At 52.4% G+C, this 25,813-nt stretch carries 30 protein-coding genes; 14 read left to right on the top strand and 16 right to left on the bottom strand.

Annotated elements, in window-relative coordinates; genetic code table 11:
- Positions 1 to 6 precede the first annotated feature (6 nt).
- A complete protein-coding gene (dcuC, locus tag OGY17_RS00535) occupies positions 7 to 1,473 on the top strand; it encodes a C4-dicarboxylate transporter DcuC (protein WP_003025006.1) in 1,467 nt (488 codons plus the stop codon).
- A 44-nt stretch (positions 1,474 to 1,517) separates the two neighbouring features.
- Here dcuC and glmM read toward each other — a convergent pair whose 3' ends face one another.
- The 4 genes from glmM to rlmE form a co-directional block, all read right to left on the bottom strand.
- Positions 1,518 to 2,855 carry a phosphoglucosamine mutase gene (gene glmM, locus OGY17_RS00530; RefSeq protein ID WP_008785919.1) on the bottom strand — a complete coding sequence of 446 codons (1,338 nt, stop codon included), beginning with the start codon at positions 2,853 to 2,855 and terminating at the stop codon, positions 1,518 to 1,520.
- Entirely contained in the window at positions 2,848 to 3,696 is an 849-nt protein-coding gene (folP, locus tag OGY17_RS00525) for a dihydropteroate synthase (RefSeq protein ID WP_048225717.1), read from the bottom strand. Before folP ends, glmM begins: the two co-directional genes overlap by 8 nt.
- Positions 3,697 to 3,794: 98 nt before the next feature.
- Positions 3,795 to 5,729 (bottom strand): ATP-dependent zinc metalloprotease FtsH, encoded by a 1,935-nt coding sequence (gene ftsH, locus OGY17_RS00520; RefSeq protein ID WP_003025013.1) that lies wholly within the window; start codon positions 5,727 to 5,729, stop codon positions 3,795 to 3,797.
- A 99-nt stretch (positions 5,730 to 5,828) separates the two neighbouring features.
- Positions 5,829 to 6,458, bottom strand: coding sequence for a 23S rRNA (uridine(2552)-2'-O)-methyltransferase RlmE (gene rlmE / locus OGY17_RS00515; RefSeq protein WP_003025015.1), 630 nt, complete (start codon positions 6,456 to 6,458; stop codon positions 5,829 to 5,831).
- Between the two features lie 125 nt (positions 6,459 to 6,583).
- On the opposite strand from rlmE, the gene yhbY reads away from it, so the two are divergent.
- Positions 6,584 to 6,877, top strand: a complete 294-nt coding sequence (yhbY, locus tag OGY17_RS00510; RefSeq protein ID WP_003025016.1) for a ribosome assembly RNA-binding protein YhbY — start codon at positions 6,584 to 6,586, stop codon at positions 6,875 to 6,877.
- A 153-nt stretch (positions 6,878 to 7,030) separates the two neighbouring features.
- Here the strand turns inward: yhbY and greA are convergent, their stop codons facing one another.
- Entirely contained in the window at positions 7,031 to 7,507 is a 477-nt protein-coding gene (gene greA / locus OGY17_RS00505) for a transcription elongation factor GreA (protein ID WP_003025019.1), read from the bottom strand.
- Positions 7,508 to 7,755: 248 nt separating this feature from the next.
- On the opposite strand from greA, the gene dacB reads away from it, so the two are divergent.
- On the top strand, positions 7,756 to 9,189 hold the full coding sequence (gene dacB, locus OGY17_RS00500; RefSeq protein ID WP_191215376.1) for a serine-type D-Ala-D-Ala carboxypeptidase: 1,434 nt from the start codon (positions 7,756 to 7,758) through the stop codon (positions 9,187 to 9,189).
- 105 nt (positions 9,190 to 9,294) lie between these two features.
- Here the strand turns inward: dacB and cgtA are convergent, their stop codons facing one another.
- The 4 genes from cgtA to rplU all read right to left on the bottom strand — a co-directional run bounded on the left by cgtA (position 9,295) and on the right by rplU (position 12,164).
- Positions 9,295 to 10,467 (bottom strand): Obg family GTPase CgtA, encoded by a 1,173-nt coding sequence (gene cgtA, locus OGY17_RS00495; protein ID WP_003828732.1) that lies wholly within the window; start codon positions 10,465 to 10,467, stop codon positions 9,295 to 9,297.
- Between the two features lie 15 nt (positions 10,468 to 10,482).
- Positions 10,483 to 11,448, bottom strand: coding sequence for a DMT family transporter (locus tag OGY17_RS00490; protein ID WP_008785922.1), 966 nt, complete (start codon positions 11,446 to 11,448; stop codon positions 10,483 to 10,485).
- A 127-nt stretch (positions 11,449 to 11,575) separates the two neighbouring features.
- The gene (rpmA, locus tag OGY17_RS00485; RefSeq protein WP_003025030.1) at positions 11,576 to 11,833 is read right to left on the bottom strand and encodes a 50S ribosomal protein L27; all 258 of its coding nucleotides are present in this window, start codon (positions 11,831 to 11,833) and stop codon (positions 11,576 to 11,578) included.
- A gap of 19 nt (positions 11,834 to 11,852) precedes the next feature.
- Positions 11,853 to 12,164: a 50S ribosomal protein L21 gene (rplU, locus tag OGY17_RS00480; protein ID WP_003025032.1), complete on the bottom strand. Its 312-nt coding sequence runs from the start codon at positions 12,162 to 12,164 to the stop codon at positions 11,853 to 11,855.
- Positions 12,165 to 12,422: 258 nt separating this feature from the next.
- Here rplU and ispB point away from each other — a divergent pair, with 258 nt between their 5' ends.
- Both ispB and sfsB read left to right on the top strand, forming a co-directional pair.
- Entirely contained in the window at positions 12,423 to 13,394 is a 972-nt protein-coding gene (gene ispB / locus OGY17_RS00475) for an octaprenyl diphosphate synthase (RefSeq protein WP_003839953.1), read from the top strand.
- A 220-nt stretch (positions 13,395 to 13,614) separates the two neighbouring features.
- Positions 13,615 to 13,899 (top strand): DNA-binding transcriptional regulator SfsB, encoded by a 285-nt coding sequence (gene sfsB, locus OGY17_RS00470; protein WP_003025035.1) that lies wholly within the window; start codon positions 13,615 to 13,617, stop codon positions 13,897 to 13,899.
- Positions 13,900 to 13,955: 56 nt separating this feature from the next.
- On the opposite strand, the gene murA is transcribed toward sfsB, so the two are convergent.
- From murA to mlaF, 7 genes are all read right to left on the bottom strand, one after another.
- Entirely contained in the window at positions 13,956 to 15,215 is a 1,260-nt protein-coding gene (gene murA / locus OGY17_RS00465) for a UDP-N-acetylglucosamine 1-carboxyvinyltransferase (protein ID WP_032945112.1), read from the bottom strand.
- A gap of 53 nt (positions 15,216 to 15,268) precedes the next feature.
- Positions 15,269 to 15,523, bottom strand: a complete 255-nt coding sequence (ibaG, locus tag OGY17_RS00460; RefSeq protein WP_003025040.1) for a BolA family iron metabolism protein IbaG — start codon at positions 15,521 to 15,523, stop codon at positions 15,269 to 15,271.
- Between the two features lie 169 nt (positions 15,524 to 15,692).
- Positions 15,693 to 15,986, bottom strand: coding sequence for a lipid asymmetry maintenance protein MlaB (gene mlaB / locus OGY17_RS00455; protein ID WP_003025045.1), 294 nt, complete (start codon positions 15,984 to 15,986; stop codon positions 15,693 to 15,695).
- Positions 15,986 to 16,621, bottom strand: coding sequence for a phospholipid-binding protein MlaC (gene mlaC, locus OGY17_RS00450; RefSeq protein WP_008785928.1), 636 nt, complete (start codon positions 16,619 to 16,621; stop codon positions 15,986 to 15,988). The genes mlaB and mlaC overlap by 1 nt, the downstream gene beginning before the upstream one ends.
- An 18-nt stretch (positions 16,622 to 16,639) precedes the next feature.
- Positions 16,640 to 17,197: an outer membrane lipid asymmetry maintenance protein MlaD gene (gene mlaD, locus OGY17_RS00445; RefSeq protein ID WP_003828747.1), complete on the bottom strand. Its 558-nt coding sequence runs from the start codon at positions 17,195 to 17,197 to the stop codon at positions 16,640 to 16,642.
- 4 nt (positions 17,198 to 17,201) lie between these two features.
- Entirely contained in the window at positions 17,202 to 17,984 is a 783-nt protein-coding gene (gene mlaE, locus OGY17_RS00440; RefSeq protein WP_003025053.1) for a lipid asymmetry maintenance ABC transporter permease subunit MlaE, read from the bottom strand.
- A 7-nt stretch (positions 17,985 to 17,991) separates the two neighbouring features.
- Positions 17,992 to 18,804 carry a phospholipid ABC transporter ATP-binding protein MlaF gene (gene mlaF / locus OGY17_RS00435; RefSeq protein WP_003828749.1) on the bottom strand — a complete coding sequence of 271 codons (813 nt, stop codon included), beginning with the start codon at positions 18,802 to 18,804 and terminating at the stop codon, positions 17,992 to 17,994.
- Positions 18,805 to 19,019: 215 nt separating this feature from the next.
- Between mlaF and OGY17_RS00430 the strand changes: the two genes are divergently transcribed.
- From OGY17_RS00430 to ptsN, 9 genes are all read left to right on the top strand, one after another.
- On the top strand, positions 19,020 to 19,997 hold the full coding sequence (locus tag OGY17_RS00430; RefSeq protein WP_008785929.1) for a calcium/sodium antiporter: 978 nt from the start codon (positions 19,020 to 19,022) through the stop codon (positions 19,995 to 19,997).
- 13 nt (positions 19,998 to 20,010) lie between these two features.
- Positions 20,011 to 20,997, top strand: a complete 987-nt coding sequence (gene kdsD / locus OGY17_RS00425) for an arabinose-5-phosphate isomerase KdsD (protein WP_003025063.1) — start codon at positions 20,011 to 20,013, stop codon at positions 20,995 to 20,997.
- Between the two features lie 20 nt (positions 20,998 to 21,017).
- Positions 21,018 to 21,584 carry a 3-deoxy-manno-octulosonate-8-phosphatase KdsC gene (kdsC, locus tag OGY17_RS00420; protein ID WP_032945113.1) on the top strand — a complete coding sequence of 189 codons (567 nt, stop codon included), beginning with the start codon at positions 21,018 to 21,020 and terminating at the stop codon, positions 21,582 to 21,584.
- Positions 21,581 to 22,156, top strand: a complete 576-nt coding sequence (gene lptC, locus OGY17_RS00415; RefSeq protein WP_008785932.1) for an LPS export ABC transporter periplasmic protein LptC — start codon at positions 21,581 to 21,583, stop codon at positions 22,154 to 22,156. Before kdsC ends, lptC begins: the two co-directional genes overlap by 4 nt.
- Complete coding sequence (gene lptA / locus OGY17_RS00410) at positions 22,125 to 22,673, top strand: lipopolysaccharide ABC transporter substrate-binding protein LptA (protein WP_032945118.1); 549 nt, start codon at positions 22,125 to 22,127, stop codon at positions 22,671 to 22,673. The genes lptC and lptA overlap by 32 nt, the downstream gene beginning before the upstream one ends.
- Before the next feature lie 6 nt (positions 22,674 to 22,679).
- Positions 22,680 to 23,405 (top strand): LPS export ABC transporter ATP-binding protein, encoded by a 726-nt coding sequence (gene lptB / locus OGY17_RS00405; protein ID WP_003828761.1) that lies wholly within the window; start codon positions 22,680 to 22,682, stop codon positions 23,403 to 23,405.
- Positions 23,406 to 23,451: 46 nt separating this feature from the next.
- Positions 23,452 to 24,885: an RNA polymerase factor sigma-54 gene (gene rpoN / locus OGY17_RS00400; RefSeq protein ID WP_032945120.1), complete on the top strand. Its 1,434-nt coding sequence runs from the start codon at positions 23,452 to 23,454 to the stop codon at positions 24,883 to 24,885.
- Between the two features lie 22 nt (positions 24,886 to 24,907).
- On the top strand, positions 24,908 to 25,195 hold the full coding sequence (gene hpf / locus OGY17_RS00395; protein ID WP_003025078.1) for a ribosome hibernation promoting factor: 288 nt from the start codon (positions 24,908 to 24,910) through the stop codon (positions 25,193 to 25,195).
- An 83-nt stretch (positions 25,196 to 25,278) separates the two neighbouring features.
- A complete protein-coding gene (gene ptsN, locus OGY17_RS00390) occupies positions 25,279 to 25,770 on the top strand; it encodes a PTS IIA-like nitrogen regulatory protein PtsN (RefSeq protein ID WP_032945121.1) in 492 nt (163 codons plus the stop codon).
- Positions 25,771 to 25,813: the final 43 nt, after the last annotated feature.

The raw sequence follows: 25,813 nt of genomic DNA, 5'->3' as shown, positions 1-25,813 counted from the left end.
GCAAGAATGTCATTGCTACTGGCGCTAATCGCCATCATTTTTGCCGGACGTCTGATCCTCAAAAAATATCACCCCCAGTCGGTACTGTTATTGACCGGAATTGTGCTGTTGCTTATCGCGCATTTTAGCGGAATGACCTCACTCAGTGGCCTGGTGAAAAAGAGCACCGGATTTGGCCCCTTTGACGCCTTTGAGTTTATTCGCGATACCCTGAGCGTGCGTCTCGGCGGCCTCGGACTGCAAATTATGCTGATTGGTGGTTTTGCCACCTACATGTCAGCTATTGGCGCAAGCCAGGTACTGGTTCGGGTGACGTCTCGTCCTTTGCAACGGCTGAACTCGCCATATCTGCTGCTGGGGCTGGCACTGCTATTGGGTCAATTCCTGTCGCTGTTTATCAGCAGCGCCACCGGATTGGGTCTGCTGCTGATGGCGACGCTTTACCCGCTGCTTACCCGTCTTGGCTGTAGCCGCGCCGCGGTTGCCGCCGTTATCGCCAGTACCTGTGCGGTTGAGTTTGGCCCCGGCTCCGGCAACTCTGTTCTCGCCGCCAAAACCGCAGGCATCGAGGTCGTGAACTATTTCGTGCAGGATCAGTTGCCGATCGTTGTGCCCGTCATTCTTTTCATCGCCCTACTGCATATTGTTGTGCAACGCTTTTTTGACCGTCGGGAAAGTGGCGACAATGCAGCTCAGCAAATGCAGACATTAACGGCGACTGATGAAGCCGACGCACCTATAGCCTGGCTGTTTCTGCCCATGCTGCCGCTGGTATTGATGCTGGTGTGCAGCGATTTAGTATTCAGCTCTCTCAAGATCACGCTGGATACCGCCGTACTGATAAGTCTCGCTATTACGCTGGTTTGTGAGTACTGCCGTCATCGCAAGGCGCGCGAGGTGATGGCTGGCGTACAAAAGGTTTTCGACAGCATGGGCAGCGTTTTTGCCACCGTCGTAACACTGATTATCGCCGGTGAAGTCTTTTCCGCCGGACTGAAAGCCATTGGTGCCGTTGACGCACTGTTGTCACTTTCCGGTGAATTTGGCCTCAGCGCCGCCTCTATTATCCTGCTGATGACCCTGATCACCTTCGCAATTTCAGCGCTGATGGGCTCCGGGAATGCGGCATTTTTCTCCTTCGCACCCATGGTGCCGGACATCAGCCGTCATATCGGTAGCGATATCGCTGTCATGATGTTGCCTATCCAGATCTCGGCGGGTATTGGTCGTACGCTATCGCCCATCGCCGGCGTAATCATTGCTATCGCAGGGATTGCAGGTGTCTCGCCTGTGGATATTGTTAAGCGTACCGCGATTCCGATGCTGGGCGGTTGGCTACTGATGATTGCGTTAACCTTTGCCCGGTCTGGGCATCTGCTGGCGGTTCTGCCGTGGCTGGCAGTCCTTGTGCTACTGATGGTCGGTGGTTACTTCTGGCAGCGCCGACGTAAACAGCCGCTTGCCGTACAGTAAAAAAAAGCCGGAGTCTCAGACTCCGGCTTTCACTTTCTTCGGAATTACGCCGCTTTCACAGCATCGGCAATACGGTGGGCGAATTCAGTCACCTGCGCTTCGTCTTCACCTTCAACCATCACACGAATTAACGGTTCGGTACCAGACTTACGCAGCAGGACGCGTCCACGGTTACCCAGCGCCGCTTCCACTTCCGCCATCACCGCTTTCACATTTTCATGTTCCAGTGGATCGCCGCTACCTGCTGTGTATCGTACGTTAACCAGCAGCTGTGGGAACATTTTCATGCCGCTGCACAGGTCGTGCAAGCTCATATGGTTGCGTACCATCGCCGCCAGCACCTGCAGACCCGCCACGATACCGTCACCAGTGGTGGTTTTGTCCAGCAGGATCACATGACCTGAGTTTTCGGCACCGATACGCCAGCCTTTTTCCTGCATTTTTTCCAGCACATAGCGGTCGCCAACTTTTGCACGGGCAAACGGAATACCCAGCTGTTTCAGCGCCAGCTCGAGGCCCATGTTGCTCATCAGCGTACCTACCGCGCCACCGCGCAGCTGACCCTGACGCAGGGCTTCACGGGCGATGATGTACATGATCTGATCGCCATCGACCTTATTACCTTCGTGGTCAACCATAATGACACGGTCGCCATCGCCATCCAGCGCAATACCCAGATCGGCTTTTTCCGCAATCACGCGCGCCTGCAGAGCACGGACGTCGGTGGCGCCGACTTCTTCATTGATATTCACACCGTTTGGCTCACAGCCAATGGCAATCACGTTTGCACCCAGTTCACGCAGTACATTTGGCGCAATGTGGTACGTCGCACCGTTAGCGCAATCCACCACAATTTTAAGTTCATTCAGGCTCAGTTCGTTCGGGAAGGTGCCTTTGCAAAACTCGATATAACGACCGGCAGCATCAACGATACGCGTGGCTTTACCCAGTTCAGCGGAATCCACGCAGGTGATCGCTTTTTCCATCTCGGCTTCAATGGCTTCTTCCACTGCATCTGGCAGTTTAGTCCCGTCGGTAGAGAAGAATTTAATCCCGTTGTCATAGTACGGGTTGTGCGAAGCGGAGATAACAATCCCGGCCTCAGCACGGAAGGCGCGCGTCAGATACGCAACGGCGGGTGTTGGCATTGGCCCTGTGAATGAGGCTGAGAGTCCGGCGGCAGCCAGGCCCGCTTCCAGCGCAGACTCCAGCATATAGCCGGAAATACGCGTATCTTTACCGATAATAATTTTACGTGAACCATGACGAGCAAGCACTTTCCCTGCAGCCCAGCCCAGCTTGAGCACAAAGTCAGGAGTAATTGGGGCATCGCCTACGCGACCGCGGATCCCATCAGTGCCAAAATATTTACGATTACTCATAGCGTTTTTTTTCCTTTGCAGACAATGTGGCTTCCACCACACGCATCGCTTCTACGGTTTCTTTGACGTCATGGACACGAACGATCTGCGCCCCCTGCATTGCGGCAATCACCGCGCACGCAAGGCTACCGCTCAGGCGTTCAGATGGCCCCACATTCAGTAACTGGCCAACCATTGATTTTCGTGACATCCCAACCAGCAATGGCAGATTAAAATGATGAAACTCAGACAAACGTGCCAGTAATGTGTAGTTGTGAGTGAGATTTTTACCGAATCCGAATCCGGGGTCGAGCAACAATTTATCTTTTGTGATTCCAGCCCGCTCGCAACGTGCTATTTGCTCAACAAAGTAACGGTTTACCTCAGCAAAAACATCCTCATACTTTGGTGCTTCCTGCATGGTTTTCGGCTGCCCCTGCATATGCATCAGGCAAACCGGCAATCCGGTTTCCGCTGCGGCTTCCAGCGCTCCAGGCTCCGAGAGCGAGCGAATATCATTGATGATATGCGCGCCAACTCTGGCGCATTCGCGAATCACTTCGGGTTTTGAGGTATCGACCGAAATCCACACTTCAAAACGCTGAGCAATCGCCTCGACCACTGGGATCACTCGCTGCAACTCTTCTTCCACACTCACATCAGCCGCGCCCGGACGCGTGGACTCACCGCCCACATCAATGATAGTCGCCCCGGCGTTAATCATCAGGTTTGCGTGTTTTACCGCCTCAACCAGAGAGTTGTGCGCTCCACCATCGGAAAATGAGTCTGGCGTGACGTTCAAAATCCCCATGACGTGCGGATGGCTGAGATCCAGTGAAGAACCCTGAGCAAAGAGTTTCATAGTTTTATCCCTGGTAAAATCTTGAATATGCAGATAAGAAAAACCCCGGAGCAAGCCCCAGGGTTTTCAATTAAAACACGGTCATCATCAACGATAACTTATTTGTCGCCCAGTTGCTCTGACATAGTGCCAGAGTCCGGCGCACGCGGTTCATCAACCGGACGCGGTGCACTCGGCTTACCGGTGCTACCAGAGTTGTTGTTAGAAGAACCCGGTTCTTCCCAACCCGCTGGCGGACGTACGTCGCGGCGAGCCATTAGATCGTCAATCTGCGGCGCATCGATGGTCTCATATTTCATGAGCGCATCTTTCATTGAGTGCAGAATGTCCATGTTTTCGTTCAGCAAACGACGTGCACGGTCATAGTTACGCTCAATCAGCAGCTTAACTTCCTGATCGATAATGCGAGCGGTTTCATCGGACATGTGTTTCGCTTTCGCCACAGAACGTCCCAGGAACACTTCGCCTTCTTCTTCAGCGTACAGCAACGGACCGAGTTTATCGGAGAAGCCCCACTGAGTAACCATGTTACGCGCCAGGTTAGTCGCGACTTTAATGTCGTTCGACGCACCGGTAGAAACATGTTCAGCACCGTAGATGATCTCTTCCGCCAGACGGCCACCGTACAGTGTGGAGATCTGACTTTCCAGTTTCTGACGGCTGGCGCTGATTGCGTCGCCTTCAGGCAGGAAGAAGGTCACACCCAGCGCACGACCGCGCGGGATAATCGTTACTTTGTGCACCGGATCGTGTTCCGGTACCAGGCGACCGATAATCGCGTGGCCAGCTTCGTGATACGCGGTAGATTCTTTCTGCGCTTCCGTCATCACCATGGAGCGACGTTCCGCACCCATCATGATTTTGTCTTTCGCTTTTTCGAACTCAACCATCGACACTACGCGCTTGTTGCCACGAGCAGCAAACAGCGCCGCTTCGTTCACCAGGTTCGCGAGGTCCGCACCGGAGAAGCCAGGCGTGCCACGTGCAATGATTGCCGCATCGATATCCGGAGACAGCGGTACGCGACGCATATGCACTTTCAGGATCTGTTCACGACCGCGAACGTCTGGCAAACCAACCACAACCTGACGGTCGAAACGGCCTGGACGCAGCAGCGCAGGGTCAAGAACGTCCGGACGGTTAGTTGCTGCGATAACGATAATACCTTCGTTACCTTCGAAGCCGTCCATCTCAACCAGCATCTGGTTCAGCGTCTGTTCACGTTCATCGTGACCACCGCCCAGACCTGCGCCACGCTGGCGACCTACGGCGTCGATTTCATCGATGAAGATGATGCACGGTGCCGCTTTCTTGGCTTGTTCGAACATGTCACGCACACGAGATGCACCGACACCCACGAACATTTCCACGAAATCAGAACCGGAAATTGTGAAGAATGGAACCTTCGCTTCACCTGCGATAGCTTTCGCCAGCAGGGTTTTACCCGTACCCGGAGGACCAACCATCAGGACGCCTTTCGGGATTTTACCGCCCAGTTTCTGGAAACGGCTCGGTTCGCGCAGATACTCAACCAGCTCGGCGACTTCTTCTTTTGCTTCGTCACAACCCGCAACGTCAGCAAAAGTCGTTTTGATCTGATCTTCCGTTAGCATGCGCGCTTTGCTCTTGCCGAACGACATGGCACCTTTGCCACCACCGCCCTGCATCTGACGCATGAAGAAGATCCAGACACCAATCAGCAGCAGCATTGGGAACCAGGAAATGAAGATAGAAGCCAGCAGGCTCGGCTCTTCAGGTGGTTCGCCAACAACCTTGACGTTTTTGGTCAGCAGGTTATCAAGCAGCTTCGGATCGTTAACCGGGATGTAGGTCGTGTAACGGTTACTATCTTTCTTGGTAACGTTAATCTCACGTCCGTTGATCTTCGCTTCACGAACCTGGTCCTGATTGACCTCTTGCAGGAAGGTAGAGTAATCAACCTTACGGCCATTAGACTCGCTGGGCCCAAAGCTCTGGAATACTGACATCAGCACAACGGCAATGACCAGCCAGAGAATTAGGTTTTTCGCCATGTCACTCAAGGGATTAACCTCATATTACAACTGTGTTAAAAACAGCGTCAGGATACTCTATATCCAGTTTCTTTCAAACTTTCGTTTGAAATCTGCCGGTTATGGTTTACGCCCGGTCGCTACAATATACACTTCACGCGAACGGGCGCGAGAAGAGTCCGGCTTACGAACTTTGACCTTCGTAAACAGGGAGCGAATCTCTCTTAGATACTCATCGAAGCCTTCGCCCTGGAACACCTTCACTACAAAACTACCACCTGGCGCTAATACATCACGAGCCATTCCAAGCGCCAGCTCTACCAGATACATGGCCCGGGGAATATCCACCGCCGGTGTTCCACACATATTTGGCGCCATATCAGACATGACAACTTGTACTTTACTGTCACCTACGCGTTCAAGTAACGCTTTCAGGACTAATTCATCACGAAAGTCGCCCTGAAGGAAGTCCACACCAACGATTGGATCCATAGGTAAAAGATCGCAAGCGATAATGCGGCCGGTGTTGCCGATCTGCGTAACTGCATATTGCGACCAGCCACCGGGTGCAGCACCGAGATCAACTATTGTCATCCCCGGTTTAAAAATTTTGTCACTTTGCTGTATTTCATCAAGTTTAAACCAGGCACGGGAACGTAACCCCTTTTTCTGCGCCTGTTGAACATATTTATCGCTAAAGTGTTCCTGAAGCCAGCGACTCGAGCTGGCAGAACGCTTTTTACCTGTCATTTCACATTCCCAAAGGGCAGTTCATCGTAACCAATGGTGTAAATTTCTACACAGCTATTTGGTGATATATGGGAGATGGCGGTAGAATGACCCGTTTTCAATCCCAACGTAAGCAAAAATATACGATGAATCTGAGTACTAAACAAAAACAGCACCTGAAAGGTCTGGCACATCCGCTCAAGCCTGTAGTTATGCTTGGCAATAATGGTTTGACCGAAGGGGTACTGGCCGAGATTGAACAAGCGTTAGAGCACCATGAACTTATCAAGGTGAAAATCGCCTCGGAAGATCGCGATACTAAAACCTTGATCGTGGAAGCTATCGTACGCGAAACCGGCGCCTGCAATGTACAGGTCATCGGCAAAACGCTGGTACTGTATCGCCCGACTAAAGAACGTAAAATCTCGCTGCCACGCTAAGAATATCCCAAAGTTGCACACGAAGTTTGTGTAAAACGCGGGGTTTTCCGCTAGCAGGAGAGCAAAATGCCACGCTCTCTTCGTTGATAAAAGGCCGCTATGCGGCCTTTTTCCTTTCTTTACAATGTATCAACATCTTAACCAAGATGCGAATTACAGGTATTCTACCTTCGTCACTTCATATTCCACTTCGCCGCCCGGCGTTTTGATAACTACGACGTCATCCTGCTCTTTACCGATCAGGCCACGAGCGATAGGCGAGTTCACTGAAATCAGGTTCTGTTTAAAATCGGCTTCATCATCGCCGACAATACGCCATGTCTGCTCTTCATCGTTATCGAGATTCAGAACGGTAACCGTCGCACCGAAAACAACGCGGCCATTGTTCGGCATTTTAGTAACGTCGATTACCTGCGCGTTGGACAGTTTAGCTTCGATATCTTTAATGCGTCCTTCGCAGAAACCCTGCTGTTCGCGCGCCGCGTGATACTCCGCGTTCTCTTTCAGGTCACCGTGCTCACGCGCTTCAGCGATAGCGGCAATAATTTCAGGACGGCGCACAGATTTCAGAAAATCCAGCTCTTCGCGCAGTTTTTCAGCACCACGTAAGGTCATCGGGATAGCTTGCATTTGTTATACCTCTTGAACATTCCTGTAGGGGGTAGTTGCTCTCACCCCGGCTGCTAAGCCCACCCTGGCGTGTGTCATGCCAGAGTCAGAAGCAAAAAAATACCGACCCGGGGCTCAAGGTCCCAGGTCAGCTACAATTCTCTATTTGATGATCATTTTACCCTGGAGTTCCTTATGGGTCATCGTTTACTTTTTGGGGCGTTGCGCCGTAGTATGACGGCCTGTTTCCAGGTTGTTAGCGCGAGATTATGCGATTTTCCAGATTTACCATCGGATTGACTGCCAGTATAGCGTTCAGCGTTCAGGCTGCGAACGTCGACGAGTATATCAATCAGCTCCCTGCCGGGGCCAACCTCGCCCTTATGGTACAGAAGGTTGGCGCACCTGCACCTGCGATTGATTTTCATAGCCAGCAGATGGCGCTGCCCGCCAGTACCCAGAAAGTAATCACCGCGCTGGCGGCATTGATTCAGCTCGGGCCTGACTTTCGTTTTACCACCACGCTTGAGACCAAAGGCAGCGTGGAAGGCGGCGTATTGAAAGGTGACTTAGTGGCACGATTTGGTGCCGATCCGACGCTAAAACGCCAGGATATTCGCAATATGGTGGCAACCCTGAAAAAATCAGGTGTGACGCAAATTGCCGGGAATGTCCTAATCGACACCTCTATTTTTGCCAGTCATGATAAAGCGCCCGGTTGGCCCTGGAACGACATGACGCAGTGTTTTAGCGCACCACCCGCAGCGGCTATTGTCGATAGAAACTGTTTCTCGGTTTCACTCTACAGCGCGCAAAAACCCAACGATCTCGCCTTTATTCGCGTGGCATCTTATTACCCGGTCACCATGTTCAGTCAGGTGCGTACTCTCGCCCGAGGTTCTGCGGAAGCGCAATATTGTGAACTGGATGTGGTTCCCGGCGATCTCAACCGCTATACGCTGACTGGATGCCTGCCACAACGAGCCGATCCGCTGCCGCTGGCGTTCGCCATTCAGGACGGTGCCAGCTATGCCGGGGCAATTATCAAAGATGAGCTAAAACAAGCAGGTATCACCTACAGCGGTACGCTGCTGCGCCAGACGCTGGTCAACGAACCGGGAACGGTGATCGCCAGTAAGCAGTCGGCACCGCTGCACGACCTGCTTAAGATTATGCTGAAAAAATCGGACAACATGATTGCCGATACCGTTTTCCGTATGATTGGTCATGCCCGATTTAACGTGCCGGGCACCTGGCGGGCGGGTTCTGATGCCGTACGCCAGATTTTACGTCAGCAGGCAGGCGTTGATATCGGCAACACCATTATTGCCGACGGTTCTGGCCTCTCCCGCCATAACCTGATTGCCCCAGCGACCATGATGCAGGTGCTGCAATATATCGCTCAACACGATAACGAGCTGAACTTTATCACTATGCTGCCGCTGGCGGGCCACGACGGCTCTCTGCAATACCGTGCGGGTCTGCATCAGGCTGGTGTGGATGGCAAAGTATCGGCGAAGACAGGCTCGCTGCAGGGGGTTTATAACCTCGCAGGTTTCATCACCACGGCAAGCGGCCAACGCATGGCATTCGTGCAGTATTTATCTGGTTATGCGGTAGAGCCAGCTGACCAGCGTAATCGCCGTATTCCGTTGGTGCGCTTCGAGAGCCGGTTGTACAAGGATATTTATCAGAACAACTAAATGGGTAATTTGATTGCCGGATGGCGGCATTAACGTGCCTTATCCGGCCTACAGTGAGACCTGGAAACAAAAACCCCGGCAACATGGCCGGGGTTTTTAATGCGATTAACGCTTGTAGATGAACTCAACGCCTTCTTCGTCGTCTTCGTCCCAATCGTCATCCCAGTCATCTTCCGCTTCGTCTTCGACTTCAGCGAGCTGCTGGCGGTGATAATCATCCCACATGAACTCAACTTTCTCTGGCTGTTTCGCTTCTTCAGCCTGAACAATCGGGTTCTCGATGATAAAGGTCATCACATCCCAGCAGAGATCTTTCACGCCCAGCTGGCTGGCGGCAGAGATCAGGTAATATTTACCTTCCCAACCCAACGCTTCGGCGATCGCTTTCGCTTTCTCTTCCGCTTCAGCCTTGTCCATCAAATCAATTTTGTTGAACACTAACCAGCGCGGTTTAGATGCCAGATCCTGACTGTATTTTTCCAGTTCGCCAATAATGATACGGGCGTTTTCAACTGGATCAGAGCCATCAATCGGATCGATATCGATGAGGTGAAGCAGTACACGGCAACGTTCCAGGTGTTTCAGGAAGCGGATACCCAGGCCTGCGCCTTCAGCCGCGCCTTCAATCAGTCCCGGAATGTCGGCAACCACGAAGCTCTTTTCGTTGTCCATACGCACCACGCCCAGGCTCGGCACCAGGGTGGTAAACGGATAATCAGCGACTTTCGGCTTCGCCGCGGACACCGCACGGATAAACGTCGATTTCCCGGCGTTTGGCATGCCCAGCATACCCACGTCCGCCAGCAGCATCAGCTCCAGCATCAGATCGCGCTTATCACCCGGCGTACCCATTGTTTTCTGACGCGGAGTACGGTTAACCGAGGATTTGAAACGGGTGTTGCCCAGACCGTGCCAGCCACCTTTAGCGACCATCAGACGCTGACCGTGTTTGGTCATGTCGCCCATGGTTTCGCCCGTACCCTGATCGATAACACGCGTACCAACAGGTACTTTAATGGTAACGTCTTTGCCACGCTTACCGGTGCAATCACGGCTCGCGCCATTCTGACCACGTTCCGCACGGAATGATTTTTCAAAACGGTAATCGATCAGCGTGTTCAGGTTTTCGTCGGCTTCCAGCCAAACGTCACCACCGTCACCACCATCACCACCGTCCGGACCGCCTTTTGGGATGTACTTTTCGCGGCGGAAGCTGACGCAACCATTACCGCCATCACCTGCAACGACCAGAATCGATGCTTCATCAACAAACTTCATTTTACTCTCCGTAAATCATTCGCCTGAGCGGGGTTGCGAAACCACCGTTTCATGCTTACGTAAACCGCCCCAAATTCGATGACCAATGGCGGAATACATCGCGCCCGCAACCACGATAAACGCACCGAGATAACCTAATAGGTTTAGCATCGGTCTGGCGAAGAAATCGGGCCAGGCCAGTGATAATAAATCTGAAAATAACAACGTAAACAGCGGTGTGAGCGTGATAAGAGCGCTCACCTGCGCCGCCTGCCAACGCGCCATTGCTTCCGCGAGAGCGCCATATCCTACCAGCGTATTCAGGCCGCAGAATATCAGGCATGCCAGCTGCCAGTCGCTGAGCTGCGTGATGACACCGGGTTTAGCCAGCGGCAACAACGCAATCGTACATAAAGTGTACAGTAAAAACAGGATCTGCGGTGATGCCAGGCGGCGCAATAACACCTTTTGCGCGACCCCATAGCTCACCCAGACCATCGCCGCACCGACACCAAAGATAACGCCCCAGGTGTAATCGGTGAGTCGGGTAAAAATTTCGATCAGACTGGTATTAAAAAACAGGACCAGACCGCTCAGAAGCATAATGGCGCCAATCACCTGCGTGCCGCGCATCTTTTCTTTCAGGATAAAGACGCTGGCGATCATCATACCAACCGGTGACAGCTGACCGATAACCTGCGAAGCCGTTGGGCTCAAATACTGCAAGGATGAACTAAACAGAATGAAGTTACCGAACAGCCCACCGGTTGCGATAGCCAGCAACACCAGCCAACGCGCTTTGCGAAAAATACGCAACGGAGGGAGCTTTTTTTTAACCGCAAGAATAGCGCCAAGGCCAACGCTTGCCATTAAAAAACGGTAGAACACCACGGTAGGAGGCTCCATCACCTCCAGCACTTGCTTCATTGCTATTGGCAAAGCGCCCCAACATACCGCCGTTGTGAGTGCTAACAGAATACCAATGCCTGCCTGCTGCTTCATGCCGTATTCCCTGCAAGGGCTCGTTTCCGGGTTGTCACGGCGCGACGAGCGTATTTACCGGCCGTCGAATGTAAAAAGCCCCGCAACGTGTTGCGGGGCTTTTATCCGTTACCGGGACGCGAAAAACTTATTCAGCAACGATGCTGATGAATTTACGGTTTTTCGGGCCTTTCACTTCAAATTTCACTTTACCGTCTGCTTTAGCAAACAGAGTGTGGTCTTTGCCGCAACCAACGTTGGAGCCAGCGTGGAATTTAGTACCACGTTGACGAACGATGATGCTACCAGCCAGAACTGTTTCACCGCCGAAGCGTTTTACGCCCAGACGTTTAGCTTCTGAATCGCGACCGTTACGAGTCGAGCCGCCAGCCTTTTTATGTGCCATTTAATCTGCTCCCCTTAACTTAAGCGCTGATGCCAGTGATTTTCACATCAGTGAACCACTGACGATGGCCCTGCTGCTTACGGTAGTGTTTACGACGACGAAACTTAACAATTTTAACTTTCTCGCCACGACCGTGAGCAACGACTTCAGCTTTGATAACGCCGCCATCAACGAAAGGAACGCCGATTTTGACTTCTTCACCGTTTGCGATCATCAGAACTTCTGCGAATTCAACAGATTCGCCAGTTGCGATGTCCAGCTTTTCCAGGCGAACGGTCTGACCTTCGCTTACTCGGTGTTGTTTACCACCACTTTGGAAAACCGCGTACATAAAAAACTCCGCTTCCGCGCACACCTTTTTGATGATTCAGAGTGCGCTATAAATATTCACAATAGGGCGCGAATATTACGCAAAACGCGAGCCTTTGACAAGTGCTACCGTCAATACATGAAGAAAAAAAACACAACACGTACGGTAACGTTTATCTACGGCGTTTTTTCAGTACAATCAGCATATATTTATAACCCTAAACCCGACGTTACCTTCCCACACAGTAAGGTAATCGGGGCGAGAAGCCCGGCTTTTGCGATGAATTTAGAAAAAATCAATGAGTTAACCGCGCAAGATATGGCGGGGGTCAATGCGACAATCCTTGAACAGCTCAATTCCGACGTTCAGTTGATCAATCAACTGGGGTACTACATCGTTAGCGGCGGCGGAAAACGCATTCGCCCAATGATCGCCGTCCTCGCCGCGCGGGCCGTTGGCTACCAGGAAAATGCGCACGTTACGATTGCGGCCCTCATCGAGTTTATCCACACAGCGACCCTACTGCACGACGATGTTGTGGATGAGTCAGACATGCGCCGTGGGAAAGCCACAGCAAATGCGGCGTTTGGTAATGCGGCCAGCGTGCTGGTTGGCGATTTTATCTATACCCGTGCATTTCAGATGATGACCAGCCTTGGCTCGTTGAAAGTGCTGGAAGTCATGTCGAAAGCAGTCAACGTCATTGCCGAAGGCGAAGTCTTGCAGTTGATGAACGTCAACGACCCGGACATCACCGAAGAAAACTATATGCGCGTCATCTACAGTAAGACCGCGCGTTTGTTTGAAGCGGCAGCCCAATGTTCAGGTATTCTGGCTGGCTGTAGCGAAGAACAAGAAAAAGGGTTGCAGGATTATGGCCGTTATCTCGGTACCGCTTTCCAGTTAATTGACGATTTGCTGGATTACAGCGCAGATGGCGAGCAGCTGGGTAAAAACGTCGGTGATGACCTCAACGAGGGTAAACCAACGCTGCCACTGCTGCATGCCATGCGCCACGGCACCCCAGAACAAGCGCTAATGATCCGCCAGGCCATTGAGCAAGGTAATGGTCGTCACCTTCTGGAACCGGTTCTGGAAGCGATGAACGCCTGTGGTTCTCTGGAATGGACCCGTCAGCGGGCAGAAGAAGAGGCTGATAAAGCCATCGCTGCGCTGCAGGTGCTGCCTGATACACCGTGGAGAGAAGCGCTGATTGGTCTGGCACATATTGCCGTACAGCGCGACCGTTAATTCCCTACAGCATCCTCCCTCATCCCGTGCCCTGCACGGGATTTTCTTATAAGTTCCAGTAATCATTTCCCCCTTCCAGATAATCACGAAGAACCTTGGCATATTCTGAATATACGCACACTTTACATGAACATTTTAGAACATTCGTTCTTCGGGCGTTATAGTGTCGGCACAACCGATCGTGAAACCGTAAGCCGTTAACCAAAGGAGAGATGAATTGATGGAAAGCAAGCTGATTGACTGGCATCCGGCCGACATCATCGCCGGACTGCGCAAGAAAGGGACCTCAATGGCCGCTGAATCACGTAAAAATGGATTGAGTTCATCAACGCTGGCCAATGCGTTAACGAGACCATGGCCAAAAGGTGAGTTGATTATCGCCCGGGCACTGGGAACTGACCCCTGGGTGATTTGGCCGTCACGCTATCACGATGCCAAAACGCATGAGTTCATCGACAGAACGCGGATGATGAGGAGTCGCAGAGAGAAAAAGAATCCGGAATGAACATTGAGCTGTAACCCCCGGCCAACTGAACTGGGGGTTACAAGAGACGTTGACGATTACTCGCCTTTCACGCGCTCAATGTTTGCGCCCAGCGCACGCAGTTTATCTTCGATGCGCTCATAGCCGCGATCGATGTGATAAATACGGTCGACTACCGTCGTACCTTCAGCAATACACCCTGCCAGCACCAGGCTTGCAGATGCGCGCAGATCGGTCGCCATAACCTGTGCGCCAGAGAGCGTTTCCACGCCGTGGCAAATCACGGTATTGCTTTCGATTTCTGCGTGAGCACCCATACGGCTCAGCTCAGGCACGTGCATAAAGCGGTTCTCAAACACGGTTTCCGTGATGAAGCCGGTCCCTTCAGCTACCAGGTTCAGCAACGTGAACTGGGCCTGCATGTCGGTAGGGAACGCCGGATGCGGTGCAGTACGCACATTGACGGCTTTCGGACGTTTACCGTGCATATCAAGGCTGATCCAATCATCACCCACTTCAATATCCGCACCCGCATCACGCAGCTTCGCCAGTACGGCATCCAGCGTGTCCGGCTGTGCATTACGGCAGATAATTTTGCCGCGAGAAATTGCCGCCGCCACCAGGAAGGTACCGGTTTCGATACGATCTGGCAGAACGCGATAAACACCACCGCCAAGACGCTCAACACCTTCGATGGTAATACGATCGGTGCCCTGACCCGTGATCTTCGCGCCCAGCGCAATCAGGAAGTTCGCGGTATCCACGATCTCCGGCTCGCGCGCGGCGTTTTCGATGATGGTAGTGCCTTCGGCAAGCGTTGCTGCGCACATGATGGTGACCGTCGCGCCGACGCTCACTTTGTCCATGACGATATGCGCGCCTTTCAGACGGCCCTCAACGGACGCCTTCACATAGCCTTCTTCCAGCTTAATAGTCGCGCCTAACTGCTCCAGGCCGGTAATGTGCAGGTCAACCGGACGTGCGCCGATGGTGCAGCCGCCCGGCAGTGAAACCTGGCCCTGACCAAAGCGGGCAACCAGCGGCCCGAGCGCCCAAATGGATGCACGCATGGTTTTCACCAGATCGTACGGCGCACAGAAGACGTTCACATCACGCGCATCGATGTGCACAGAACCATTACGCTCAACTTTCGCACCCAGCTGGCTCAGCAGCTTCATTGATGTGTCAACGTCCTTCAGTTTCGGGACGTTTTGGATCTCTACAGGTTCTTCAGCCAGCAGCGCCGCAAACAGGATCGGCAGTGCGGCGTTTTTAGCGCCTGAAATTGTGACTTCGCCCTGGAGCTTAGTTGGCCCCTGAACACGAAATTTATCCATTATTCTGTTCTCTGTTAAGAATTTATCTTCGCTACCGGCACATCACCCGTAGCTCAAAAACCGTTAAGTTTGCGATCGCGCGCCCATTCCGCTGGGGTAAACGCCTTAATCGACACGGCATGAATGCGGTTGTCCGCAATGTACTCCATCAACGGGCCATAGACCGATTGCTGCTTCTTGACCCGGCTCATGCCTTCAAACATCTCACCCACGGCAATAACCTGAAAGTGACTGCCGTCGCCAGAAACGTGGACTTCCTGGAGGGAGAGTGCATTCATCAGCACGCTCTGAATTTCATTATTTTCCATGGGCTCTTCATTCGTCAGATAGTGAAAACAGCCCAACATCTTAGAGCAAAGTGGCGCTGTCATAAATAAGCAAAAAGCCTCGCTGATAAATCAGACAAGGCTTTAGTGGCAGATCCCCCTCAGGGGTTTTGCCGGATAGCGGCACAAGACCTTATCCGGCCTGGAAAAATTAACGCGGAAGGACGTCGTCAGGCAGATTGTAAAGCTGCGCCAGCGTGTACACTTTATCGTTAACACCAGTGAGCGAAACGCTGTTTCCCTGCTGCTTGCCCTGATTAATCAGATGCAACAGTAACGCCAGACCGCCGGTATCTACCCGGGATACCTGGTTCAGGTCGATGCAGGATACCCCTTTCATCGCCTCAATTCGCGCATCCCATAATGGGTTTAACACGTCCTGATCCAGCTCCCCCACCAGCACCAGCTTGTCGCCTTCACGCGTCCAGGTGAGTGACTGCGTCATTATTTTTTCTCTTCCAGAGTGATTTTCTGCTGAGCAATAGATTTCAGCTGCGCCGTCAGGCCATCAATACCTTTGGTACGCAGCAGGTCGCTCCACTCATTTTGTTTGGTGGTGATCATACTTACGCCTTCAGCAATCATGTCATAAGCCTGCCAGTTACCGGTCTGGGAGTTTTTACGCCACTGGAAATCCAAACGTACCGGAGGGCGACCGTTTGGATCGATGATGGTTACGCGGATAGGCACGATGGTCGCATCACCCAGCGGTTGCTCTGGTGCAATTTCATAAGTCTGGCCATGGTACATCGCCAGAGCCTGGCCGTAGGCCTGCTTCAGATATTCACGGAATGCGGCAAAATAGGCTTCACGCTGAGCAGGGGTCGCATCTTTGTAGTAGCGACCCAGTACCAGCGCACCCGCATATTTAACCTGCACGTATGGCAATAGTTCCTGATCGACAACCTGACGCAGGTAATCCGGGTTTGCGCGGATTTTAGGTTGTTCATTCTTCAGACGGTCAAATGTCTTCTGCGCCGCCTCATTCATCTGTTTGTACGGGTTCGTTTGGTCGGCTGCAGTTGCTGCGCTAAGCGGGGCAATCACCAGCATAGCCACCATCATCAATCGTTTAAACATACGTCGATTCTCCTGAGATTATTTCGTTGCGCCCGCAGGCGTAGTGGCTTCATTATTGCCGTCAGTTGCGGCTGGCGCATCGCCAGAATTCTTATTGTCATCACCTTTACTGTTGCTGTTGTAAAGGAACTGACCAATCATATCTTCCAGCACCATCGCGGATTTCGTGTCCTGAATCGTACCGCCATCTTTGAGGATAGACGTTCCCAGCTCAGGATCTTCAAAACCCACATTCAATGCCAGATACTGTTCGCCCAGCAGACCGGAAGTACGGATGCTCAGAGAACTGGTGTCAGGAATATGGTTAAAACGCGATTCGATTTCCAGCGTCACGCGCGGCAGGTACGTTTTCGGATCTAACGAGATGTCCGATACGCGTCCAACTACCACTCCGCCAATCCGCACCGGAGAACGCTCTCTCAGGCCGCCAATATTATCAAAGGTCGCATAAATCGTGTAAGTCGGCTCAGTACGCATTGAGGTAACGTTCGCCGCCTTCAGGCAAACAAACAGCGCTGCCAGCAGCGCAACCAGCAGGAATAACCCGACCCAAATTTCATTCTTTTTCGTTTGCATGAACTCAATTCCCAAACATCAGTGCGGTCAGCACAAAATCCAGCCCCAGAACGGCAAGAGAGGCGTGCACAACGGTGCGTGTCGTTGCCCGGCTAATCCCGGCAGAGGTCGGGATCGCATCATAACCATTGAACAATGCAATCCAGGTGACCGTAATGGCGAACACCACGCTCTTAATCAGACAGTTAACCAGGTCCAGACGCCAGTCGACGGCATTTTGCATAGCCGACCAGAAGAAGCCTGCATCAATACCCTTCCAGCTTACGCCAACCAGTGAACCACCCCAGATACCCACTGCGACAAAAATAATCGTCAGCAGCGGCAATGAAATGACGCCAGCCCAAAAACGTGGGGAAATCACCCGGCGCAGTGGATCGACGGCCATCATCTCCAGACTGGAAAGCTGTTCGGTCGCCCGCATCAGGCCAATTTCTGCGGTTAAGGCCGACCCGGCCCGCCCGGCAAACAGCAGCGCCGCAACAACCGGTCCCAACTCACGTAACAATGACAGTGCCACCAGCATACCGAGGCTGGTTTCCGCGCTGTAGGTGGTCAGCACCAGGTATCCCTGCAACCCCAGCACCATACCGATGAACACGCCAGAAACAATAATGATCAGCATCGATAAGACACCGACATTATAGAGCTGGCGTATCAGCAGCGGCGCATGTTTGCGAAACTCCGGCTTGCCGACAACCGCATTGAACAACATTAATCCGGCTCGCCCGAACGTCCTGAGGGTTTTTATTCCCCGATGTCCGAGTGATGCCAGCGCATTTAACAACATGGGTGGCTTAACTCCCTGTTTTGAGTAAATCGATGTGGTAGTCGCCCGCCGGGTAACGGAACGGAACCGGTCCATCGGCAATGCCGTCCAGGAACTGGCGTACGCGCGGATCGGCATTTTCTTGTAGTGCCTGAGCACTACCGTAGGCCACTATTTTTTTGTCCGCCATTATATAGGCGTAATCCGCAATACTCAGTACCTCAGGCACATCATGGGATACCACCACACAGGTGACGCCCAGCGCGCTGTTCAGTTCTGAAATCAGCTTCACCAGAACGCCCATGGTGATGGGATCCTGGCCGACGAACGGCTCATCAAACATGATGAGGTCTGGCTCCAGCGCGATAGCACGTGCTAACGCGGCGCGACGCGCCATCCCACCGGATAATTCAGAAGGCATTAATTTGGCCGCACCCCGCAGGCCGACGGCCTCGAGCTTCATCATCACCGTGCTCTTCAGCAACGGCGCTGGCAACGTCGTATGCTCGCGCAGAGGGTACGCGACGTTGTCAAACACATTCATGTCGGTAAATAGCGCACCAGACTGAAACAGCATACTCATGCGCTTTCTCACGGTAAATAAACGCGAACGGGACATGGCCGGGACGTTCTCACCGTCAAACAGGATCTCGCCCTTATCCGGGGGGATCTGTCCGCCAATCAGACGCAACAGCGTCGTTTTGCCGATGCCTGATGGCCCCATGATCGCCGTCACCTTACCGCGCGGTACCGTCAGGGAAATATTATCAAAGATGCAGCGGTCACCCCGGGAAAAGCTGACATCGCGCATATCGACTAGATTCGCCACAGACTGCCCCATTGATTCATCCTTTACTATTGCCTCGTTGATCGAAGAGTTTGGCGCTCAATTCAGCCATGAACTCAACATATTTACAGATTATTGCCTGTCCTGGTTAGCGAAAGCTGGCATTTGTTTTACTTTTTAGCCGCATAAAGTCAAAATTAAGACTTCGTTACGGCTTCCAGAAGATCCTTCAAGTGGACCGGCGAGTATACCTGAAGAAAGGACTTTAGATGCTTTTAGCGACGGCGCTGTTAATAATTGGTTTACTTCTGGTGGTCTACGGTGCCGACCGTCTGGTATTTGCCGCATCCATTTTATGTCGAAATTTCGGTATTCCTCCCATTATCATTGGAATGACCGTGGTCAGCATGGGTACGTCGTTACCCGAGATAATTGTCTCCATTGCCGCATCGATGAATGGGCAACTCGATCTGGCTGTCGGGACCGCCATAGGTTCTAACATCACCAACATTCTGCTTATTTTAGGCCTGTCGGCGCTGATTCATCCTTTTACCGTGCATTCTGATGTTCTGCGTCGTGAATTACCGCTAATGTTGCTGGTAAGTATTTTAGCTGCATCCGTCCTGTATGACGGGCAGTTAAGCCGCAGCGACGGTTTCTTTCTTCTGCTTCTGGCCGTGCTATGGCTGCTATTCATTGTTAAAATCGCCCGTCTGGCCGAGCGACAAGGCAATGACAGCCTGACACGTGAGCAGATAGCTGAGCTGCCGCGCGAAGGCGGATTGCCAGTCGCATTTTTGTGGTTGGGCATTGCGCTGATTATCATGCCAATGGCAACACGTATGGTGGTGGACAACGCGACCGTACTGGCGAACTATTTCGCCATGAGCGAACTTACTATCGGGCTGACAGTGGTCGCCATTGGTACCAGCCTGCCGGAGCTGGCAACAGCGATTGCGGGTCTGCGTAAAGGTGAAAACGATATTGCCGTCGGTAACATTATCGGCGCAAACATTTTTAATATCGTTATCGTCCTCGGGCTACCGGCGCTGATTACGCCGGGTGAAGTCAATCCGATGGCCTTCACCCGTGACTATAGCGTTATGCTGCTGGTGAGCGTGATTTTTGCACTACTCTGCTGGCGACGTCCTCGCCAGATTGGTCGCGGCGCAGGTGCGCTGCTGACCGGCGGTTTTATCATATGGCTGGCGATGCTGTATTGGTTATCGCCACTTCTCGTTGGATAACTGGAAACGCATTATGTCGCACTTAGAGTTGCAACCGGGTTTTGACTTTCAGCAAGCAGGCAAGGAAGTCCTGGCAATTGAACGTGAAGGCCTGGCGGAGCTTGATCAGTACATCAACCAAAATTTTACCCTCGCATGCGAGAAAATATTCAGCTGCCCGGGCAAAGTGGTGGTGATGGGAATGGGGAAATCCGGCCATATCGGGCGGAAAATGGCAGCCACATTTGCCAGCACCGGCACCCCCTCATTTTTTGTACACCCAGGCGAAGCCGCACATGGCGATCTGGGTATGGTCTCGCCGCAGGATGTGGTCATCGCCATCTCTAACTCCGGTGAATCCAATGAGATAGCGGCGCTGATCCCGGTATTAAAACGTCTTCATGTACCGCTTATCTGCATGACCGGTCGTCCTGAAAGCAGTATGGCGCGTGCGGCAGATGTGCATCTGTGTGTTAAAGTGCCCAAGGAAGCTTGTCCGTTAGGTCTGGCACCGACCAGCAGTACGACAGCAACACTGGTGATGGGCGATGCCCTAGCGGTGGCATTATTAAAAGCGCGCGGCTTTACCGCGGAAGATTTTGCGTTGTCTCATCCCGGTGGCGCACTGGGCCGTAAGCTTTTACTGCGCGTTAACGATATTATGCATACGGGCGACGAGATCCCGCATGTGACCAAAAACGCCAGCCTGCGTGATGCCTTAATTGAGATCACGCGTAAAAATCTCGGCATGACCGTCATTTGCGATGATGCCATGAAGATTGACGGTATTTTCACCGATGGCGATTTACGTCGTGTCTTCGATATGGGCGTTGATGTACGCCAGTTAGGCATTGCCGATGTGATGACCCCTGGAGGCATTCGCGTGCGTCCGGGTATTCTTGCCGTCGATGCCCTGAACTTAATGCAGTCCCGCCATATCACCTCGGTAATGGTTGCTGATGGCGACCAATTACTCGGTGTGTTACATATGCATGATCTGCTGCGTGCAGGTGTAGTGTAAGAAACTCAAGGATAACGAAAATGAGTAAAGCAGGTGCGTCGCTTGCGACCTGTTATGGACCCGTCAGCGCAGACGTTATCACCCGGGCAGAAAACATCCGTTTGCTGATCCTGGATGTGGATGGCGTACTGTCTGATGGTCTGATTTATATGGGCAACAACGGTGAAGAGCTGAAGGCTTTTAACGTCCGTGATGGTTACGGAATTCGCTGTGCGCTCACTTCCGGTATTGAGGTTGCCATTATTACCGGACGAAAGGCTAAACTTGTAGAAGATCGCTGTGCCACTTTGGGGATCACCCACCTGTATCAGGGGCAGTCAGACAAACTGGTTGCCTTTGGCGATCTCCTTAGCAAACTGGCGATCGCGCCGGAGAATGTCGCCTACGTTGGCGATGACCTGATCGACTGGCCGGTGATGGCTAAAGTGGGATTAAGCGTCGCGGTGGCAGATGCCCACCCTTTGCTGATCCCGCGAGCTGATTATGTCACCCACATTGATGGGGGACGTGGCGCTGTGCGTGAAGTCTGCGATTTATTACTCCTGGCGCAGGGCAAACTGGACGAGGCCAAAGGGCAATCGATATGAGCAAAACCAGACGTTGGGTTATCATTCTACTGTCGCTGGCTGTCCTTGTGATGATTGGTATTAATCTGGCAGACAAAGATGACACCACTCAGGTCGTCGTCAATAACAACGAGCCAACCTATAAGAGCGAACATACTGATACCGTCGTGTATAGTCCGGAAGGCGCGCTGAGCTATCACTTGATCGCACAACACGTTGAATATTATTCGGAACAAGCGGTTTCGTGGTTTACTCAACCGGTATTAACCACGTTTGATAAGGATAAAGTACCGACCTGGACGATCAAGGCCGACAAAGCCAAATTGACCAACGATCGGATGCTGTATCTGTACGGCCATGTTGAGGTTAACGCCCTGGTGCCTGACTCTCAACTACGCAGAATTACGACCGATAACGCGCAGATTAACCTGGTGACACAAGACGTCACTTCCGATGATCTGGTGACGTTGTATGGCACAACATTTAACTCCAGCGGACTGAAGATGCGCGGCAACTTACGCAGCAAGAACGCCGAGCTGATTGAAAAGGTTAGAACCTCATATGAAATCCAAAACAAACAAACTCAGCCTTAATCTTGTACTTGCCAGCTCACTTCTGGCCGCCAGCATCCCGGCATTGGCCGTCACCGGCGATACCGAGCAGCCGATTCACATTGAGTCGGACCAGCAGTCCCTGGATATGCAGGGCAACGTGGTGACGTTTACTGGTAACGTGATTGTGACTCAGGGCACCATCAAAATTAACGCCGATAAAGTCGTCGTGACCCGCCCTGGCGGTGAAGACGGTAAAGAAGTGATTGATGGTTACGGTGATCCCGCCACCTTTTACCAGATGCAGGACAACGGTAAGCCGGTGAAAGGCCGCGCCTCACACATGCACTATGAACTGGCGAAAGACTTTGTCGTTCTCACCGGCAAGGCATATCTGGAACAACTCGATAGCAACATCACGGGCGATAAGATCACTTATCTGGTAAAAGAGCAGAAAATGCAGGCCTTCAGCGATAAAGGCAAACGCGTCACCACCGTTCTGGTTCCGTCGCAGTTGCAGGACAAAAACAAGGCTCCGGCAGAGAAAAAAGGTAACTGATTCGTTATGGCAACATTAACTGCAAAGAACCTTGCAAAAGCCTATAAAGGCCGTCGTGTGGTTGAAGATGTCAGTCTGACCGTGAACTCCGGGGAGATTGTCGGTCTGCTCGGTCCTAACGGTGCAGGCAAGACAACAACCTTTTACATGGTAGTCGGCATTGTCCCGCGCGATGCGGGCAACATTATCATTGATGACGAAGACATCAGTCTGCTGCCTCTGCATGCGCGCGCGCGTCGCGGCATCGGCTACTTACCGCAGGAAGCGTCGATTTTCCGTCGCCTGAGCGTGTTTGATAACCTGATGGCGGTACTGCAAATTCGTGACGATCTGACCAGCGAGCAGCGGGAAGATCGCGCCAACGAACTGATGGAAGAATTCCACATCGAGCACCTGCGCGACAGCTTAGGTCAGTCGCTCTCCGGTGGTGAACGACGCCGCGTGGAGATCGCTCGCGCACTGGCCGCTAATCCGAAATTTATCCTGCTGGATGAACCGTTTGCCGGTGTTGACCCGATTTCTGTTATTGATATTAAACGGATCATCGAACACCTGCGCGACAGCGGCCTTGGCGTGCTGATTACCGACCATAACGTCCGCGAAACGCTGGCAGTGTGTGAGCGCGCCTATATCGTAAGTCAGGGGCACCTGATCGCGCACGGCACGCCAACAGAAATACTGCAGGATGAGCACGTTAAGCGCGTATACCTTGGGGAAGACTTCAGACTCTGATAGGGTAGAAGACTTCACGTCACTGCAGGAGAAAACAACTCTGAACATGAAGCAAGGTTTGCAACTCAGGCTTAGCCAACAACTGGCGATGACGCCTCAGCTACAACAGGCTATCCGTCTGTTGCAGCTGTCCACGCTGGAACTTCAGCAAGAACTTCAGCAAGCGCTGGAAAGTAACCCACTGCTCGAGCAAACCGATCTTCACGACGAAATTGATACCCAGGAAAAACAGGACAGCGAAACCCTCGACACCGCAGATGCACTCGAACAAAAAGAGATGCCTGAGGAGTTGCCGCTTGACGCCAGTTGGGATGAAATTTACACCGCCGGGACGCCTTCGGGCACCAGCGGAGATTACATCGACGACGAGCTGCCTGTGTATCAGGGTGAGACCACGCAATCACTACAGGATTACCTGATGTGGCAAGTGGAACTGACCCCGTTCTCGGATACCGATCGCGCCATTGCGACATCCATTGTAGATGCGGTAGACGAAACCGGTTATCTCACCGTGACCCTGGACGATATTCTCGAAAGCATGGGCGATGACGACGTCGGTATGGACGAAATCGAAGCTGTGCTTAAACGCGTTCAGCGCTTTGATCCCGTTGGCGTGGCCGCCAAAGATCTCCGCGACTGCTTACTGATCCAACTTTCGCAGTTTGATAAAGCCACGCCGTGGCTGGAAGAAGCGCGCCTGATCATCAGCGATCACCTCGATCTGTTAGCCAACCATGACTTCCGCACCCTGATGCGCGTGACCCGGCTGAAAGAAGACGTGCTGAAAGAAGCCGTCAATCTTATTCAGTCGCTGGATCCAAGACCTGGGCAATCGATCCAGACCGGCGAGCCGGAGTACGTCATTCCGGATGTGCTGGTGCGTAAGCATAACGATCGTTGGGTGGTCGAACTCAACGGCGACAGCATTCCGCGCTTACAGATTAACCAGCACTACGCCGCCATGTGCAATAGCGCGCGCAACGATGCCGACAGCCAGTTTATTCGTAGCAATCTGCAAGATGCGAAGTGGCTGATTAAAAGCCTGGAAAGCCGCAATGATACGTTGCTGCGCGTCAGCCGCTGCATCGTTGAGCAGCAGCAAGCTTTCTTTGAGCAAGGCGAAGAGTTTATGAAACCGATGGTGCTGGCGGATATAGCCCAGGCCGTCGAGATGCACGAATCGACCATTTCCCGTGTGACCACGCAAAAGTATCTGCACAGTCCGCGCGGCATTTTTGAATTGAAGTATTTCTTTTCCAGTCACGTTAACACTGAAGGCGGAGGTGAAGCCTCATCCACAGCTATCCGTGCGCTGGTGAAGAAATTAATTGCTGCGGAAAACCCCGCGAAACCGCTGAGTGACAGCAAGTTAACCTCTATGCTGTCAGAACAGGGTATCATGGTGGCACGCCGCACCGTTGCGAAGTACCGAGAGTCTTTATCCATTCCGCCGTCTAACCAGCGCAAACAGCTGGTGTGACCCAACCGATAAGGAAGACACTATGCAGCTCAACATCACTGGAAACAACGTCGAAATCACCGAAGCCCTGCGCGATTTTGTGAATACAAAATTTGCCAAGCTCGAACAATATTTCGACCGGATTAATCAGGTCTATATTGTGTTGAAAGTGGAGAAGGTTACACATATCTCGGATGCAACACTGCATGTGAACGGTGGCGAAATTCATGCCAGCGCGGAAGGTCAGGATATGTACGCCGCCATTGACGGTTTAATTGATAAACTGGCTCGGCAGTTAACAAAACATAAAGATAAACTGAAACAGCACTAACTTGTCCGGGCAGTTAGCGGGTGCAGGACGGCCTGTTGTGTAGCACAACGGGCCATTTGTACAGTTAGCGCTTAGGTGAAATTATGACAAATAACGATACGACTCTACAACTGAGCACTGTTCTTAACCAGGAATGTACACGCGCAGGCGTTCACTGCCAAAGCAAGAAACGCGCACTGGAAATCATCAGCGAACTTGCGGCAAAACAGCTTAGCTTGCCTGCTCAGGTGGTATTTGAAGCCATTCTGACGCGTGAAAAAATGGGCAGTACCGGCATCGGTAATGGTATTGCTATCCCGCACGGAAAGCTGGAAGAAGACACGATGCGCGCGGTTGGTGTGTTTGTTCAACTCGAAACACCCATCGCCTTCGACGCCATTGATAATCAACCTGTCGATCTGCTTTTCGCTCTGCTGGTCCCGGCAGACCAAACCAAGACGCATTTGCATACGTTGTCACTGGTCGCAAAACGTCTGGCAGATAAAACCATCTGTCGTCGCCTGCGCGCCGCGCAGAGTGACCAGGAGTTGTATCAAATCATCACGGACACCGAAGGTGGACAGGATGAAGCATAACAACCCAATGGCATCCTTTTTTGTCGTTGTGAGGAGAAACAGT

Source organism: Citrobacter sp. Cpo126 (genome assembly GCF_030332445.1).
GTDB classification, from domain to species: Bacteria; Pseudomonadota; Gammaproteobacteria; order Enterobacterales; family Enterobacteriaceae; genus Citrobacter; species Citrobacter portucalensis.
Note: the sequence above shows the minus strand (reverse complement) of the source record. Positions and strands in the feature narration are given on the sequence as shown.